The sequence below is a fragment of the Virgibacillus sp. W0430 genome (assembly GCF_051846935.1).
Classification (GTDB): domain Bacteria; phylum Bacillota; class Bacilli; order Bacillales; family Amphibacillaceae; genus JBPYCR01.
This window is the reverse complement of record NZ_JBPYCS010000044.1, coordinates 1-14385: the sequence shown is the minus strand read 5'-3', so window position 1 is coordinate 14385 and position 14385 is coordinate 1. Positions and strand designations below refer to the sequence as shown.

The 14385-nt window shown below is 37.2% G+C and carries 15 protein-coding genes; 13 read left to right on the top strand and 2 right to left on the bottom strand.

Translation table 11 applies throughout. The features are described from left to right. Nucleotides 1-219: 219 nt before the first annotated feature. Entirely contained in the window at nucleotides 220-987 is a 768-nt protein-coding gene (locus ACLIBH_RS13820) for a YveK family protein (RefSeq protein ID WP_439317300.1), read from the top strand. Continuing rightward, on the top strand, nucleotides 962-1660 hold the full coding sequence (locus ACLIBH_RS13815; protein WP_439317299.1) for a CpsD/CapB family tyrosine-protein kinase: 699 nt from the start codon (nucleotides 962-964) through the stop codon (nucleotides 1658-1660). The genes ACLIBH_RS13820 and ACLIBH_RS13815 overlap by 26 nt, the downstream gene beginning before the upstream one ends. Nucleotides 1661-2258: 598 nt before the next feature. Here ACLIBH_RS13815 and ACLIBH_RS13810 read toward each other — a convergent pair. Both ACLIBH_RS13810 and ACLIBH_RS13805 read right to left on the bottom strand, forming a co-directional pair. Beyond that, entirely contained in the window at nucleotides 2259-2468 is a 210-nt protein-coding gene (locus tag ACLIBH_RS13810) for a hypothetical protein (protein ID WP_439317298.1), read from the bottom strand. 148 nt (nucleotides 2469-2616) lie between these two features. Further along, nucleotides 2617-2877 (bottom strand): hypothetical protein, encoded by a 261-nt coding sequence (locus tag ACLIBH_RS13805; protein ID WP_439317297.1) that lies wholly within the window; start codon nucleotides 2875-2877, stop codon nucleotides 2617-2619. An 822-nt stretch (nucleotides 2878-3699) separates the two neighbouring features. Between ACLIBH_RS13805 and ACLIBH_RS13800 the strand changes: the two genes are divergently transcribed. From ACLIBH_RS13800 to ACLIBH_RS13750, 11 genes are all read left to right on the top strand, one after another. Further along, nucleotides 3700-4464 (top strand): tyrosine-protein phosphatase, encoded by a 765-nt coding sequence (locus ACLIBH_RS13800; protein WP_439317296.1) that lies wholly within the window; start codon nucleotides 3700-3702, stop codon nucleotides 4462-4464. Nucleotides 4465-4892: 428 nt separating this feature from the next. Then, nucleotides 4893-5579 (top strand): response regulator, encoded by a 687-nt coding sequence (locus ACLIBH_RS13795; protein ID WP_439317295.1) that lies wholly within the window; start codon nucleotides 4893-4895, stop codon nucleotides 5577-5579. Between the two features lie 237 nt (nucleotides 5580-5816). After that, nucleotides 5817-7652, top strand: a complete 1836-nt coding sequence (locus tag ACLIBH_RS13790; protein ID WP_439317294.1) for a polysaccharide biosynthesis protein — start codon at nucleotides 5817-5819, stop codon at nucleotides 7650-7652. A 59-nt stretch (nucleotides 7653-7711) separates the two neighbouring features. Beyond that, complete coding sequence (galU, locus tag ACLIBH_RS13785) at nucleotides 7712-8599, top strand: UTP--glucose-1-phosphate uridylyltransferase GalU (RefSeq protein ID WP_439317293.1); 888 nt, start codon at nucleotides 7712-7714, stop codon at nucleotides 8597-8599. A 511-nt stretch (nucleotides 8600-9110) separates the two neighbouring features. Next, nucleotides 9111-9791 carry a PIG-L deacetylase family protein gene (locus tag ACLIBH_RS13780; RefSeq protein ID WP_439317292.1) on the top strand — a complete coding sequence of 227 codons (681 nt, stop codon included), beginning with the start codon at nucleotides 9111-9113 and terminating at the stop codon, nucleotides 9789-9791. A 24-nt stretch (nucleotides 9792-9815) separates the two neighbouring features. After that, nucleotides 9816-10646: a formyltransferase family protein gene (locus ACLIBH_RS13775; RefSeq protein WP_439317301.1), complete on the top strand. Its 831-nt coding sequence runs from the start codon at nucleotides 9816-9818 to the stop codon at nucleotides 10644-10646. Continuing rightward, entirely contained in the window at nucleotides 10636-11295 is a 660-nt protein-coding gene (locus tag ACLIBH_RS13770; protein WP_439317291.1) for a sugar transferase, read from the top strand. Before ACLIBH_RS13775 ends, ACLIBH_RS13770 begins: the two co-directional genes overlap by 11 nt. Next, a complete protein-coding gene (locus ACLIBH_RS13765) occupies nucleotides 11292-12185 on the top strand; it encodes an NAD-dependent epimerase/dehydratase family protein (protein WP_439317290.1) in 894 nt (297 codons plus the stop codon). The genes ACLIBH_RS13770 and ACLIBH_RS13765 overlap by 4 nt, the downstream gene beginning before the upstream one ends. Further along, nucleotides 12172-12969, top strand: coding sequence for a glycosyltransferase family 2 protein (locus ACLIBH_RS13760; protein ID WP_439317289.1), 798 nt, complete (start codon nucleotides 12172-12174; stop codon nucleotides 12967-12969). Before ACLIBH_RS13765 ends, ACLIBH_RS13760 begins: the two co-directional genes overlap by 14 nt. Beyond that, nucleotides 12966-13754, top strand: a complete 789-nt coding sequence (locus ACLIBH_RS13755; protein ID WP_439317288.1) for a glycosyltransferase — start codon at nucleotides 12966-12968, stop codon at nucleotides 13752-13754. The genes ACLIBH_RS13760 and ACLIBH_RS13755 overlap by 4 nt, the downstream gene beginning before the upstream one ends. A gap of 15 nt (nucleotides 13755-13769) precedes the next feature. Next, nucleotides 13770-14385 (top strand): hypothetical protein (locus tag ACLIBH_RS13750; protein WP_439317287.1); only part of this gene is annotated, 616 nt, incomplete at its 3' end.

Genomic DNA, 14385 nt, shown 5'->3' with positions numbered 1-14385 from the left:
AGAAGATTGGGAGGAATCATCTTTCTCTAGTTGTTATAGTTTCGGTATTTCTTATCGCTATTTAATTTGAATAACTAATTAAAATGTGAAATTGCATTTTTGTGTCAGTACGAATTCGTTTGCCGTTATTTTATTGTAAAAATTTCATTAAATATGGAGCAGCTTTTGATAGGCACAGGCTTACTATAATATTACTAGATGCTATATGGAGGTACACAAATGGAAGAAACAATTTCTTTAAAAGAGATCTTTGAAGTATTGAAAAAGCGTCTGCTTATGATTATTTTATTTGTGTTTGGTGCTGCGCTTATTGCGGCAGTAGTTAGCTATTTTGTTTTAACGCCAACGTATGAATCGAGTTCACAGTTTATTGTGAACCAGAAACAGCAGGATCCGAACATGCAATTTAATGTCAATGATATACGAACGAATGTTGAACTTATCAATACATATAATGTCATCATTAAAAGTAAAGCAATTTTGGAGGATGTCGCTAGTGAGCTAAACTTGCCCTATGGTGCTGAACAGTTGGAGCACAAACTTCGAGTATCCAGCGAGCAAAATTCTCAAGTCGTGACGGTTACGGTGACGGATCCGAATCAGGAGTTAGCAACGAAAATTGCCAATACGACCGTCCGCATTTTCCAAGAGAAAACGCCAGAAATTATGAACGGAGTCGATAACGTCGGGATTTTATCTGAAGCAGAAGTAGCGATAAACCCGACGCCTGTAGCACCAAAACCAACGTTAAATATTGCAATTGCAATCGTAATTGGTGCAATGGCAGGTGTTGGTTTAGCCTTTCTGCTTGAATATTTGGATAACACGATAACAACGGAAGAAGACATAGAAAAAAAGCTCGGGCTCCCAATTCTCGGTGTTATTTCCAATATAAAGGACGAAGATATGCGAGGCGATCAACTAGCATTCCGTTCGAATAAGATGAAACGAGGTGGACTTGATGGTGCGCAGAAAAAAACAATCTAGAAATAGCAAAATGAGACATTTAATTACAAAGCTAAATCCACGTTCGCCTATATCCGAGCAGTACCGGACGATTCGAACAAACTTGCAATTCGCAGCGGTCGATGACGAACTGCAAGCATTTTTAGTTACTTCCTCAGAGCCTGCCGCAGGAAAATCAATGACCGTGGCAAACTTGGCTGTAACGTATGCCCAGCAAGGTAAAAAGACATTGTTAATTGACGCCGACCTCCGCAAGCCTACCGTCCACTATACGTTTCGGTTAGATAATTTACGCGGGTTAAGTAATATTCTTGTCGGGGAAAGCACGCTGGAGGATGCAATTGTATCTTCCGACGTTGAAAATCTCGATGTCATTTCATGCGGACCGATTCCACCGAATCCATCAGAGCTGCTCGCCTCCAAGAAAATGCAAGCGCTACTCTCGCAGGCAAAAGAGCTTTATGACGTTGTTATTTTTGATACACCACCTGTACTAGCAGTCGCCGACGCGCAAATATTAGCAAATATTGTTGATGGGTCGCTGCTAATCGTACGCAGCAACGTGACCGAATACGAAGCTGCAGAAAAATCAAAAGAAATTCTAGAAGGAGCAAGAGGGAAGCTACTCGGAGTAGTATTAAATGATCGAGATAAAGCAAAATCAAATTATTACTATTATTACGGTCAAAACTAAAACGTGTATTCCGCGCTCGAGAATGAGGCTCCCGCGCTCGCAACCGTGCGTTCCGCGCTCGAGAATGAGGCTCCCGCGCTCGCAAACATGCGTTTCGCGCTCATAAATGTTGTTCCCGCGCTCGTAAACATGCGTTTCGCGCTCGAGAATGAGGCTCCCGCGCTCGCAACCGTGCGTTCCGCGCTCGAGAATGAGGCTCCCGCGCTCGCAAACATGCGTTTCGCGCTCGAGAATGAGGCTCCCGCGCTCGCAACCGTGCGTTTCATGTTCGAGAGTGAGGCTCCTGCGCTCGTAAAAAATGATTCCTGTTATGTATCCGCGGCAATGCACGGTTCACCAGTGAACTTAATAATTGTTGGAGAGAAATATTAATGAGCCCATCAGTTTCGATAGGCTCATTAATATTTTGTAGTGAATAAATTAGAACATAGCGTTTGTTTTTTTGGGGTTAGCATGTGTACTGTAAATTGCAAGTGCTGTAAGCTTTCTGTAGCCGGTACTGCCGGTAAGCAACCGATTGGATTTTAAATCATATATTACCAACCAACTCAGCTTTAAAATTCTTGGTTTATTAATCATCTTTCTTTTAAAGAAGTTATTAACTACCTTTTTGTTTTAAAAAAATATTGTGAGAAGTTCGTATAATATTTTGTTGCATTAACCGATCTGCTGGGATACTAATAACATCATATACAGTTTCCCAATCGTCCTTTAATAAAAAAAATAAGTACTCTTGACTATTTTGCGCTAAAAAGCGGGCCGGAATATCTCCAATTCTTAATTGCTCATCCTTTTTAAACACAATCAACGCTCCAACACCTCTTTCATGCAGTTCAAAAACATACTGTGTAATAAGTAAATATAAATATACTTCCAATTGCTTTTATTTATAAATTAAATTCCACAGCTTGACTTTCTGTGGTATGATTGCCCGCTGATCGATGTCTTTCCAGGCGTTAGTTAACTTCTTTGGCAAAATATATATAAGTTATTTTCCTTTTCTTGAAAAAATTCCCCTCTTTCTTTGTAAAATATATTCGATAACCGTCGTTCGTTGATAACTGCTCGTAGCTTTCAAAAGTGATTTTCTTCTTTTTTTCCAATAGTTGAATGCATTCTTTTATACTTCTTTTCATTATTATTTCATCGGGATAGCTCAAATCAATATTAAAAACCTTTCGATCAATCCCCTCTAAATAAAACGCAAATTTTATCATACGTTAGCTCCCTTCATTCAAAGATGCGATCGTTTTTCTTACTAATAATTTAAATTCATTCACTATACGTTGTAGCAATTAAAGATTTATAATTTAATAGTTTGTAATATATTAGTTTTAAATAGTACAATAGTTCTATGTTTTTGGCAATAATTATGATTATTATGAGGAAATAGCACTATTTCATTATAAAGGAAATCGTAAAAAGTATCCGTTTTTGATATATACATTCTTTGTAGAAGATCATACATGAAAATTAAGTAGTGAATTCTAGCCCACGCTCGTAAATTGTCTCCGCACGCTCGCAAAGTGCACCCGCACGCTCGCAACCGTGTATTCCGCGCTCCTGAATGTGGTTCTCGCGCTCGTAAATGTGCGTTTCGCGCTCATAAAAGTTGTTCCCACGCTCGCAAACGTGTATTCCGTGCTCGCAAATTGCTCCCCCACGCTCGTGTGTGGACGTAAGAAATGTATTGAAACTTTCATAATGTTAGTTATTTATAAAATAGTGCCTTTATAATCTTATACAGTTTGATATACTAGTTACATATAGTGGCATTTATTTACACATTGCCCACTTTATTCGACATGAATTTTAATCTATTATTAAAAAATGTTTTTTCCACTACTAGTTGAATGCAATGCATTTGCATTGCAGTTACATTTATTATGGCAAGACAGCAGTTGAACCGTTGAACCAGTGCTTATCAATTCATCTGTAAATGATTGGTTTTTAGAAAAATAGGACTAATGGCTTACGGTTAGGCTGGATGTTGTATATTTTATAAACATTGAATGGAAAAGGTAAAGGGTGTGGAGTGCATGATTGATATACATTGTCATATTTTGCCTGGTGTAGATGACGGGGCGCGGACTGAACTGGACAGTTTGGCGATGGCGAAAGCTGCGGTAGAGCAGGGGATACATACAGTCGTTGCTACCCCGCATCATAAAAATGGAAGGTATGAAAATGAGCGGTCAAAGGTGCAAAAGCATCTTACGTTTTTGCGTGCCTTGTTAAAAAAGGAAAACATACCGTTAACGGTTTTTGGGGGGCATGAGCTACGGATCAATGGGGATGTTTTTGAGGATATGGATAAAGGAGAAATTTACTCGGTAAATGATTCGAAATACGTTCTTATTGAGTTCCCTTCAAGCACTGTTCCGCATTATGCAAAGCAAATGCTGTTTGATATACAAGTGGCAGGGTTAACGCCAGTTATTGTACATCCTGAGCGGAATAAAGAGTTACTTGACGAGCCGATGAAGCTATACAATTTTGTTCGAAATGGCGCGTTAACGCAGGTGACGGCGGCGAGTGTGCTTGGAAAGTTTGGGAAGCATGCTCAACAGTTTAGTCATCAGCTTATTGAGTCGAACTTAACGCATTTTATTGCATCAGATGCTCATAACACAACTACAAGAGGGTTCTGCTTGCAGGAGGCATATCAAGCAGTGAAAGAAATGTACGGACTGGATACGTACTATATGCTAATGGAAAACAGTCACCTGCTTATAGATAATATGAATGTGAATCGCTTCGAGCCATTGATACCGAAAAGGAAAAAGTTTCTCGGCTTGTTCTAGCGCATAAGTACGAGGCTAAGCTAGTGTCGGTCTATTAGAAAAAGAAGGATAGGATGAGTACGAGGCGCATAACGAATAAAAGCAGCTACGGTTAAACGGCAGCTGTTCGGAGAAATGAGAAGTTGAACGAATTGAAATAATCTATGCTTCAAATGACAGATTACGAGGTACGTGACGGAAAAAATAAGCTGTACATCAAACAACACGTCAAAAAAAGAGCAACAATTGCATAACGAATTGAAATAACCTATGCTTCAAACAACAGGATAGCTTAAAGAGAGACTGCACGCTCGATTTGTAAGATGGGGTATTCCGAATCACGCTCTTATCCGCATAAATAGTCGGACATAGATGGAAATCAAGCCGTTAATAAATAGGAGCCGTATTCTTCAAATATAAGTTTAGATAATTAAAGAGGAGTGTTCGTTATGATCCATGCTTTGTTCGTTCATGAGGAGCGTCTATATTATGAAGGAATTTGCGCAATTGTAGAGAAAACAGACGATATTCGGATGATCGGAATGGTATCAACGACGAAAGCCTTCCGTGAACAGATGGAAGAGCATACGATCGATGTCGTTATCGTGAATCTTCATCTTCAGTCGATAAATGGGATCGAATTGTTAACGCAATTAAAGAATGAATACCCCAAAACAAGCTTTATCCTGTTAACGAACTATTCCGAGCGGATGCACGTTGTAGCAGGTGTGCTTGCAGGAGCTAAAGGCTTTCTATTAACGAATGCGTCAGCGGAGAGTGTCATTGAAGCCATTCGCAATGCAGCGGCAGATGAATTTGTGATTTCTGGGGAAGCGGCGCGTATATTGGCAGAAAAGATTGTGCGGTATCGCTGCAGTCGAAAGGATATATTACAGACGCAACTGGAAAACCGCGGAATTCATCTAACAGACAGAGAGCTAGATGTAGCGAGCCATTTAATAAAGCGGAAGACAAATCGAGAAATTGCCCAAGCGCTTCATTTAACAGAAGGTACAATCAAAAATTATGTAAGTGAATTATATAGCACGTTTAGATTCTACAATCGACATGAGCTAATCGCCTATTTACAGGACTTAAGTACTTATCGTGAACTAGAAACGATAAAAGCCCTATAAAATTTATTTCTTTTATAAAAAAATGGCTCCAATTAACTACAAACTATGACTTTTATTTCCAAAAGTCACTTATTTTATGACCGTGATCATAGTAAGATAGTCTTATCTGATTGTTAAAATTTGTCATAGATTGTAATAGATGTGAAGCTGGGGAATGTCTTTTCTTTATTTCTGACACATCGACACATACAATCAACGAGACACATAGTGATAGGCACAGAAGGGAGGCGTAAAAACATGGCTTATCGAACACGCCTGGCGTTACTCATTATACTCGATTCACTCACCGTCAGTACCGCTATATTCATAGCTTCTTGGGTCGTATACCCGAGTATGGACTTTACTAACCTACATATGCCTGTAATTATCGTCAGCGCCCTCGTACTTTTAGTTTTCCATCATATTTATGCGGTATTGTACAAGCTGTACAATAAAGTATGGGCCTATGCGAGCGTTGGCGAGCTAACCGCCATTGTACAAGCCATCACATTATCAATCATTTCAACTGGAATTATACAATTTTTCATTAATGATTTTGCTATTTATAAACGAGCACTTCTCGTAACGTGGATGCTCCATATTATTTTAATCGGTGGATCGCGCTTCGTATGGCGTATTTACAGAGATCGATACATGAAACAAACTGCGAAGAAAAAACGGACGTTGATCATTGGAGCAGGGGATGCTGGCGCGATGATTGTCCGACAGTTAAACAATAATCACAACCAATCGGAACTTCACCCTATCGGATTTATCGATGATGACTTGGCAAAGCAACGGATGCAGCTCTATAATTTGCCCGTGCTTGGTAAAGTAAAGGATATTCCAAAGATCGTCATAAAAGAGCAAATCGAGCATATCGTCATCGCCATTCCATCCTTGAGAAATGGGGAATTAAATAAAATCGTTGCCGAATGCAACAAAACAAAAGTGAAAGTACAGATGATTCCTAAGATTGAGGACTTAATGACGGGGAAGGTATCTGTCAGTCATCTGAAAAATGTCGAAGTAGAAGACTTACTAGGACGTGAGCCAGTCGAATTAGATATTCAAGCAATTCAAGGCGAAGTGACCGACAAAACGGTTCTCGTGACCGGGGCGGGTGGATCAATAGGATCTGAATTGTGCAGACAGCTTATGCGCTTTACACCGAAAAAACTCGTGCTTCTTGGCCACGGGGAACATAGCATTTATACCATTCATTTGGAATTACACGAAGTATATAAACAGACAGACGTTGAAATCATTCCAATAATTGCCGATGTAAAAGATCGCACGCGTATGCGAGAAATCGTTGCAGCTCACGAACCAGCAATTATATATCATGCAGCAGCACATAAACACGTACCACTAATGGAATACAACCCACATGAAGCGGTAAAAAACAATATTATCGGAACGAAAAATATGGCCGAAGCAGCAGACGAATATGGTGTCGACACGTTCGTCCTTGTTTCTACGGATAAAGCAGTAAACCCTACAAATGTAATGGGAGCAACAAAGCGGATTGCCGAAATGGTTATTCAAACGATGGCAAAACGTAGCAAAACAAACTTTGTCGCCGTCCGCTTTGGCAATGTACTCGGCAGCCGCGGCAGTGTTATTCCTTTATTTAAACAACAAATTGCGCGCGGCGGGCCAGTAACGGTTACCCATCCAGAAATGACCCGCTACTTTATGACGATCCCAGAAGCATCGAGACTTGTCATTCAAGCAGGCACACTCGCCAACGGGGGCGAAATATTTGTCCTCGATATGGGTGAACCCGTAAAAATTGTTGACTTAGCACGAAATCTAATCCAATTATCCGGCTACACAGAAGAAGAAATCGGGATCCAATACGCTGGCATTCGCCCAGGCGAAAAAATGTACGAAGAGCTGCTCGGAGCGAATGAGATCTTACCAGGAGAGGTGTACGAAAAAATCTATGTCGGACGAACGGTTGAAATAGACGCGGACGTTGTGTATCGACTCATCGAACATTTCCATACATACGCACCAGACGATTTAAAAAATGAATTAATGAAAATCGTCTTTATGGAAAAGACACTATTGGCCGTGAAGGGATCTTAAAAGCAACAAAAAAGAGACGCGCTATATAGCTATATATTGGAGGAAAAGAGGAGAAAGCCTTGAAAAAAGTAAAAAAAGCAATTATACCGGCAGCAGGACTCGGTACAAGGTTTTTACCAGCAACAAAAGCAATGCCTAAAGAAATGCTGCCGATCGTGGATAAGCCAACCATTCAATATATCGTTGAAGAAGCTATCGCATCAGGTATCGAGGATATTTTAATTGTAACGGGAAAAGGAAAACGCGCAATCGAGGATCACTTTGATAATAACTTTGCACTTGAAGATAACTTAATAAAAAAAGGAAAACTAGAGCTCCTTGAAAAAGTAAAACAACCTGCCCAAGTAGATATTCATTATATTCGGCAAAAAGACCCGAAAGGACTTGGCCATGCGGTTTGGTGCGCACGTAAGTTTATCGGAAACGAACCATTCGCTGTCTTATTAGGCGACGACATCGTCCAAGCCGAAACACCAGGACTGAAACAGCTTATCGAGCAATACGAAGAAACCCAATACTCCGTAGTCGGTGTACAAACCGTAGCAGAAAATGAAACAGATCGGTACGGCATTGTAGACCCGTACTCACAGGAAGGACGACGCTATCAAGTAAAGAACTTTGTAGAAAAACCAACACTTGGGACCGCACCGTCCAACCTAGCAATTATGGGCAGGTACGTATTAACACCGGAAATCTTCACCTTTTTGGACAAACACGAAATCGGAGCCGGCGGCGAAATCCAGCTCACCGATGCAATCCAGAAATTGAATGCCGTTCAGAAGGTATTCGCATATGACTTCGAAGGCACGCGCTATGATGTCGGAGAAAAAATGGGTTTTCTAAAAACAACGATTGAAATCGCCTTGCAAAATGAAGAAGTAAAAGATGATCTGTACGCGTACCTTACTGAGCTCGTAACCAAGCAAACGCTAAAAAATGAACGGTAAACAATTATAGAATTAGTAGCGGTAGGGAAAGACGAGCCAATCCAATCCCTACCCATCATTGCTCTTTGATCAATCATTATGTTTCGGTGATGTCTCCTTACCATTATGAATGGAGGCACTCGACCATGCTGTGGGTTGCAAAAACACCTTAGACACACACGTTGTCATTAGCATGGTGTGAGGTAGGGTTAGATGCCCTGTATTTTTAATGATTTTATTGCAAAGGTAACCGGAAGCGGAAATATTTACGTTCCGACACGAGCTGGAGATTAATATATAAATAGGAAGAAACTCGGTTAGAGCTTTTAAATGAATGGGTATTTATTTCTTATTTGGCTGGTAAACTTGATTGCCATATGAGGCATATTAGATGAACACTCTTTGGTAGGTTAGTAGTTGATTGGAAAAGGGAAGATAGTAGATTCCAATTAAGTGCTAGCAAACTAAAAAAGCAAATTAAAAATATTATAAGTTGCAGAAATTGAGATGAAAATAAGTGAGGTCAAATTATATGTCGTATTTAGTAGTAGTTGCACATCCAGATGATGAAGTTTTAGGAGCAGGCGCTACAATGTATAAGCTTGCTGAAGAAGGACATTCAGTTAATGTTTGTATTTTATCAGGAGAAGTGAATGCTAGGAATTTCCGTCCTTCTATTGAAGAACTTAATGAAGATGTTAATAATTCTATGAATATATTAGGTGTTGATAGAGTTATCACGGGTAACTTTCCAAATATAGAGTTTAACAATGCAGAACATTTAAAACTTGTTCAGTTTATAGAAGGAGCAATACTGGAAACTAATGCTGATGTTGTATTTACTCACCATCCAGCTGACTTAAATAATGATCATCTGCATACTTCTATGGCTTGCCAAGCAGCAGTTAGGCTATTCCAAAGAAGGAATGATGTGACCCCTCTTAAAGAACTACTATTCATGGAAGTGCCATCTTCTACTGAATGGGGATTAAATAAAGCGATGAACCAGTTTTCACCAAATACATTTATTGAGGTTGGAGAAGAAAGCGTAGATAAAAAAATTGAAGCTCTAGCACAATATCGTGATGTAATGAGAGATTACCCTCATCCTAGAAGTAATGAAGCAATCAAAGGATTAGCAGCTTACCGTGGTGGACAAGCCGGAATGGTTTATGCTGAGTCCTTCGAAAGTGTATTTAGACGTGGATTCTAACTAAAGAGAGGATGAGATGGGTTGATGAAAAAAATAGCTTTTGCTACTTGTGTACACTTGGGTCTGAGTTGTATTGAAGAAATATACCGCATTGGTGGGAGTCTTGATTTACTCATCACTCTTAAAGATGAAAAAGCGAAGGATAAGTCTGGAAGAATTTATTTAGACGAGATTGCAAATGAACACGACATCCCTCTTTTGAAAATTGATAACATCAACGACCAAGAGGTTCTTTCATCTTTAAAGGAATACCAGATTGATTGGTTGTTTATTATTGGTTGGTCCCAAATTGCTAAGAAAGATGTACTGGAAGCCCCCACACTTGGTTGCATAGGTATGCACCCTACTTTATTGCCAATTGGTAGAGGAAGAGCCGCAATTCCATGGGCAATTATTAAAGGGTTAAAAGAAACGGGTGTAACTATGTTTAAGTTGGATGAAGGTGTTGACACGGGTGATATTATTGGTCAAGGGGTTATTAAATTAGATCAAAACACTACTGCAACTGAACTTTATAAAAAAGTGGATGATATGCACATTGCTCTTATTGCAAAGTATTGGCATGATATTGTTAGCAATAATGTTATTCTAACAAAGCAAAGTAGTGCAGATGCTACTGAATGGCCAGGGAGAAAGCCAGAAGATGGTGAGATATTAAGTAGCATGACTATGGATGAAACCGATAAATTGGTCAGAGCTGTTACGCATCCCTATCCAGGAGCTTATTATAAGGAAAAAGAGAGAACGATAAGAATATGGTCTGCTAAAACAGATGAAAACGATGGTGAAATAAAACTTAGTGATGGGTATTTAATTCCTATTGATTATGAAATTGAGGGTAATTATGGACGATAAGAAAATTCAAAAATTAATTAAACGTGTAGTTGATGTTGTTGTTTCGCTAGTAGTTCTTATTCCTCTTCTTCCAATATGGGTATTAATTGCAATTTTAATTAAAGTAACTTCTCTTGGACCGGTGTTTTTCTTACAAGAACGACCTGGTTTAAATAAACAAATCTTTAAGGTTTATAAATTTCGTACAATGAAACTGGGATCTGACAAAATGGTCAAGGGTCTAGAAGTAATGAAAGACGATAACCGTATTACAACTATTGGGAAATTTCTTAGAAGAAGTAAAATAGATGAAATTCCACAAGTGCTAAATGTATTAAAGGGCGAAATGAGTCTAGTTGGGCCAAGACCTGAAAGGATTACATCCCTAGCAGATTATGATGAAGAAATTTCTAAAAGGCTTAACATGAATCCTGGTATGACTGGGTTAGCGCAAGTGAGTGGAAATATCTATCTTTCTTTAGAAGAAAGATACAAGTATGATGTTTATTATGTGGAGCATTATAGCTTGTTACTTGATCTAAAGATAATTATTAGGACTGTTGGTGTTGTGTTGTTTGGTGAAGGTAGATATGTCGACAAGTGTTTGGTTAAAATTAATTTAGGGTCAGCAGAGGTAGCCACAACTAAAGAGGAGACTATATCAGAATGAAAAGGATACTTATAACAGGATCTAATAGTTATATAGGTACTTCATTTAAAAAATGGGTTTCACAATATCCTGATGAGTATTCTGTTGATTTTATTAGCGTAAGAAATGACTATTGGAAAAGGAAGTCATTCTCAAAATATGACGTCATTTTTCACACAGCTGCAATTGTCCATGTTAAAGAAAAGGATACGGATAAGTATTTTAAAATAAATAGAGATTTAACAGTCGAATTAGCTGAAAAAGCAAAAAGAGAAGGTGTAAAGCAATTCATATTTTTAAGTACTATGGGAGTTTATGGTACGGACATAGGATATATTACTAAAGATACGCAGCCGATTCCAAAGACCCCGTATGCTCGATCAAAATATGAAGCTGAACAGTTTTTATTAGGTATTAATTCTAAAGATTTTAATGTATCCATTCTTCGACCACCAATTGTATATGGGAAGGACTGTCCTGGTAATTATACTAGGTTAGCAAATATGGCAATAAAGCTACCTTTTTTCCCTAATATAGAGAATGAACGTAGCATGATATATATTGATAATTTATCTGAATTTATAAGAATATTAATTGATAATAGCCAAGGTGGCATATATTTCCCCCAAAATAAGGATTACGTGAATACTACTAATTTAGTGATGCTTATTGCAAAGGCTCATGGAAGAGAAGTTAGAACCTTAAAAGGTTTAAACTGGATGATATTAATTGGGCTTAGATTATCAAAAACATTAAGGAAAGTATTTGGATCGTACGTTTATGATAAAGAAATGTCAATTATTTCTATATATGAAAAAAGCTTTGATTATGAGACGATATCATTTGAAGAAAATGTTAGGAAGACAGAGGCGTCTTCTTTTAAGGGTGATTATTTTTATGGAAAGATATAGTATAAATGAATTGGAAGATTTAGTAAGTGTAATAATGCCAGCTTATAATAGTGAGAGGTTTATTAAGAATGCTATTATTTCAGTGTTAGATCAAACATATTCAAATATAGAGTTGATAGTAATTGATGATGGATCAAAAGATAACACAGCAGAAATAATACAGCAAATGAGCAAGCAAGACCCACGTATCCAATTTATAAAGAATGAAGTGAACTTAGGTGTTTCAGAAAGTAGGAATAAAGGTATCCATGTGGCCTCTGGTGACTGGATTGCTTTTTTAGATAGTGATGATATATGGGAGAAATCTAAGATTGAGAGACAAATGAAATACGCAGATGAAGCTTCTGCGGAATTCCTATTTACAGGAAGCTCATATATAAGTGAAAGTGATATTCCATATCGAGGTATATTTGAAATTCCAAATCAAGTATCTTATAAGGAACTACTAAGCCAAAATGTAATTACCTGCTCATCGGTTTTGTTAAAAAAGCATTTTTTTGACCAAATCAAGATGGAGAAAGACGAAATGCATGAGGATTATGCTGTCTGGCTTAGAGTTCTTAAAACAGGAGTGGTAGCACATGGAATAAATGAACCACTTTTAATATATAGAATTTCACGTAATTCTAAATCAGGTAATAAGTTAAAGACAATTAAAATGACATATAAAGTCTATCGGTTTCTTGGAATTGATCCATTTAGAGCCACATACTACATGACAAGTCATGTATTGAAATCTATTTGGAAGTACCAAAATATTAAAAAAGAAGGAGACTTAATATGAAGGTAGAAGTTCTTGTATCTACAATGTATCAAAAAGATTTATCAATTATAAACAAGATGAATATCAAAACTGATGCACTGATAATAAATCAATGTGATGTAGAAGAACAGCAGAGCATAAAAATTGATAGAAATGAAATTAGATTACTTTCTTATAATGAAAGAGGTCTCACAAAAAGTAGAAATAAAGCAATTAATAATTCTATTGGTGATGTATGCCTAATAGCGGATGATGATTTAGTATATCATGAAAGTTATGAAAAAACCATTTTGGATGCATATGCAAAGTATCCGAATGCAAGTATTATAGCATTCGATATACCAAGCACAAATGATAACAGGCCTACATCATCGCTTAAAGAAGGGGGGGTGAATTTTCTTCATACATTAAAGATTTCCTCATTTCAGATTACTTTTAAACGGAAAGATATATTAGAAAAAAGTATAAGATTTAATGAGTTGTTTGGTGCTGGTTCTAAGTATACTTGTGGTGAAGAACATATATTTTTGTCTGAAGCACTAAAAAAAGGACTGGAAATTAGATATGTAAAAGAAGAAATAGCTGTTGTAAATCATAATGAATCAACTTGGTATAACGGCTTTGATAAAAAGTTATTTAAAACTAAAGGGGCAATGTTCTATGAAATGAGACCTTTCTTGGCCCATCTGTTAATTTCTCAATTTGCAATAAGAAAATGGAAGATGTATAAAAGCGACATGAGTTTTATTAAGGCGTATACATGCATGATTAATGGATTACAAGAATATAAACGATATAATAAGTAGAGAGATGGTGCATTTGTGAAAGTTATTTCTAGTTTAAAGTCAAATGAATTAATTTTTGTTCTCTACTTGTCGATTTTTGCGCTAGCAAAACCTCTGTTGCAAGCATACCAACAATTTTCAACAATAATATTATTTTTAATAACAGTTGTGATAATAATTTTCAGTCTTTTCCTCAATATAACTAATATTAAAGGAAAACAATTAATCGCATTTTGGATTATTACTTTTTTTCTTAGTTTATTCATAATCGATCTATTATTCAGAAGTAATGATTATACTATCCAACTTTTATATGAATTCTTTATATATGCCGCCATACCTTTATTTCTTTTCTCATTTGTAGAAAATTATAAAATGTTATTAAAGCTTTATTCCTATTTTTCATGTGTAATCTTTTTTATGTATATACTTGATCCAATAAACGAATATGCTTTAAGCGAAACTTATATGAACTTTAGTTTTTTAAGTATGCTACCAGCTTATTATGGCTTATATATTGGTAGACGTGTGTTTAAAATGAAATGGATGTTTCCTCTAGAGATGTGTTCCTTGATATCATTGGCTATATTTGGAAATAAAGGTGCATTATTAGCAGCTGTTTTCTTTTTAGTTTTAATGGACTTATTTTTAG

What these genes read in the sequence shown, in the direction of transcription:
- ACLIBH_RS13790 (WP_439317294.1), top strand. Translation starts at nt 5,817, where the DNA reads ATGGCTTATCGAACACGCCTGGCGTTACTCATTATACTCGATTCACTC.
- ACLIBH_RS13800 (WP_439317296.1), top strand. Translation starts at nt 3,700, where the DNA reads ATGATTGATATACATTGTCATATTTTGCCTGGTGTAGATGACGGGGCG.
- ACLIBH_RS13765 (WP_439317290.1), top strand. Translation starts at nt 11,292, where the DNA reads ATGAAAAGGATACTTATAACAGGATCTAATAGTTATATAGGTACTTCA.
- ACLIBH_RS13780 (WP_439317292.1), top strand. Translation starts at nt 9,111, where the DNA reads ATGTCGTATTTAGTAGTAGTTGCACATCCAGATGATGAAGTTTTAGGA.
- ACLIBH_RS13820 (WP_439317300.1), top strand. Translation starts at nt 220, where the DNA reads ATGGAAGAAACAATTTCTTTAAAAGAGATCTTTGAAGTATTGAAAAAG.
- ACLIBH_RS13775 (WP_439317301.1), top strand. Translation starts at nt 9,816, where the DNA reads ATGAAAAAAATAGCTTTTGCTACTTGTGTACACTTGGGTCTGAGTTGT.
- ACLIBH_RS13770 (WP_439317291.1), top strand. Translation starts at nt 10,636, where the DNA reads ATGGACGATAAGAAAATTCAAAAATTAATTAAACGTGTAGTTGATGTT.
- ACLIBH_RS13760 (WP_439317289.1), top strand. Translation starts at nt 12,172, where the DNA reads ATGGAAAGATATAGTATAAATGAATTGGAAGATTTAGTAAGTGTAATA.
- ACLIBH_RS13815 (WP_439317299.1), top strand. Translation starts at nt 962, where the DNA reads ATGGTGCGCAGAAAAAAACAATCTAGAAATAGCAAAATGAGACATTTA.
- ACLIBH_RS13805 (WP_439317297.1), bottom strand. Translation starts at nt 2,877, where the DNA reads ATGATAAAATTTGCGTTTTATTTAGAGGGGATTGATCGAAAGGTTTTT.
- ACLIBH_RS13795 (WP_439317295.1), top strand. Translation starts at nt 4,893, where the DNA reads ATGATCCATGCTTTGTTCGTTCATGAGGAGCGTCTATATTATGAAGGA.
- ACLIBH_RS13755 (WP_439317288.1), top strand. Translation starts at nt 12,966, where the DNA reads ATGAAGGTAGAAGTTCTTGTATCTACAATGTATCAAAAAGATTTATCA.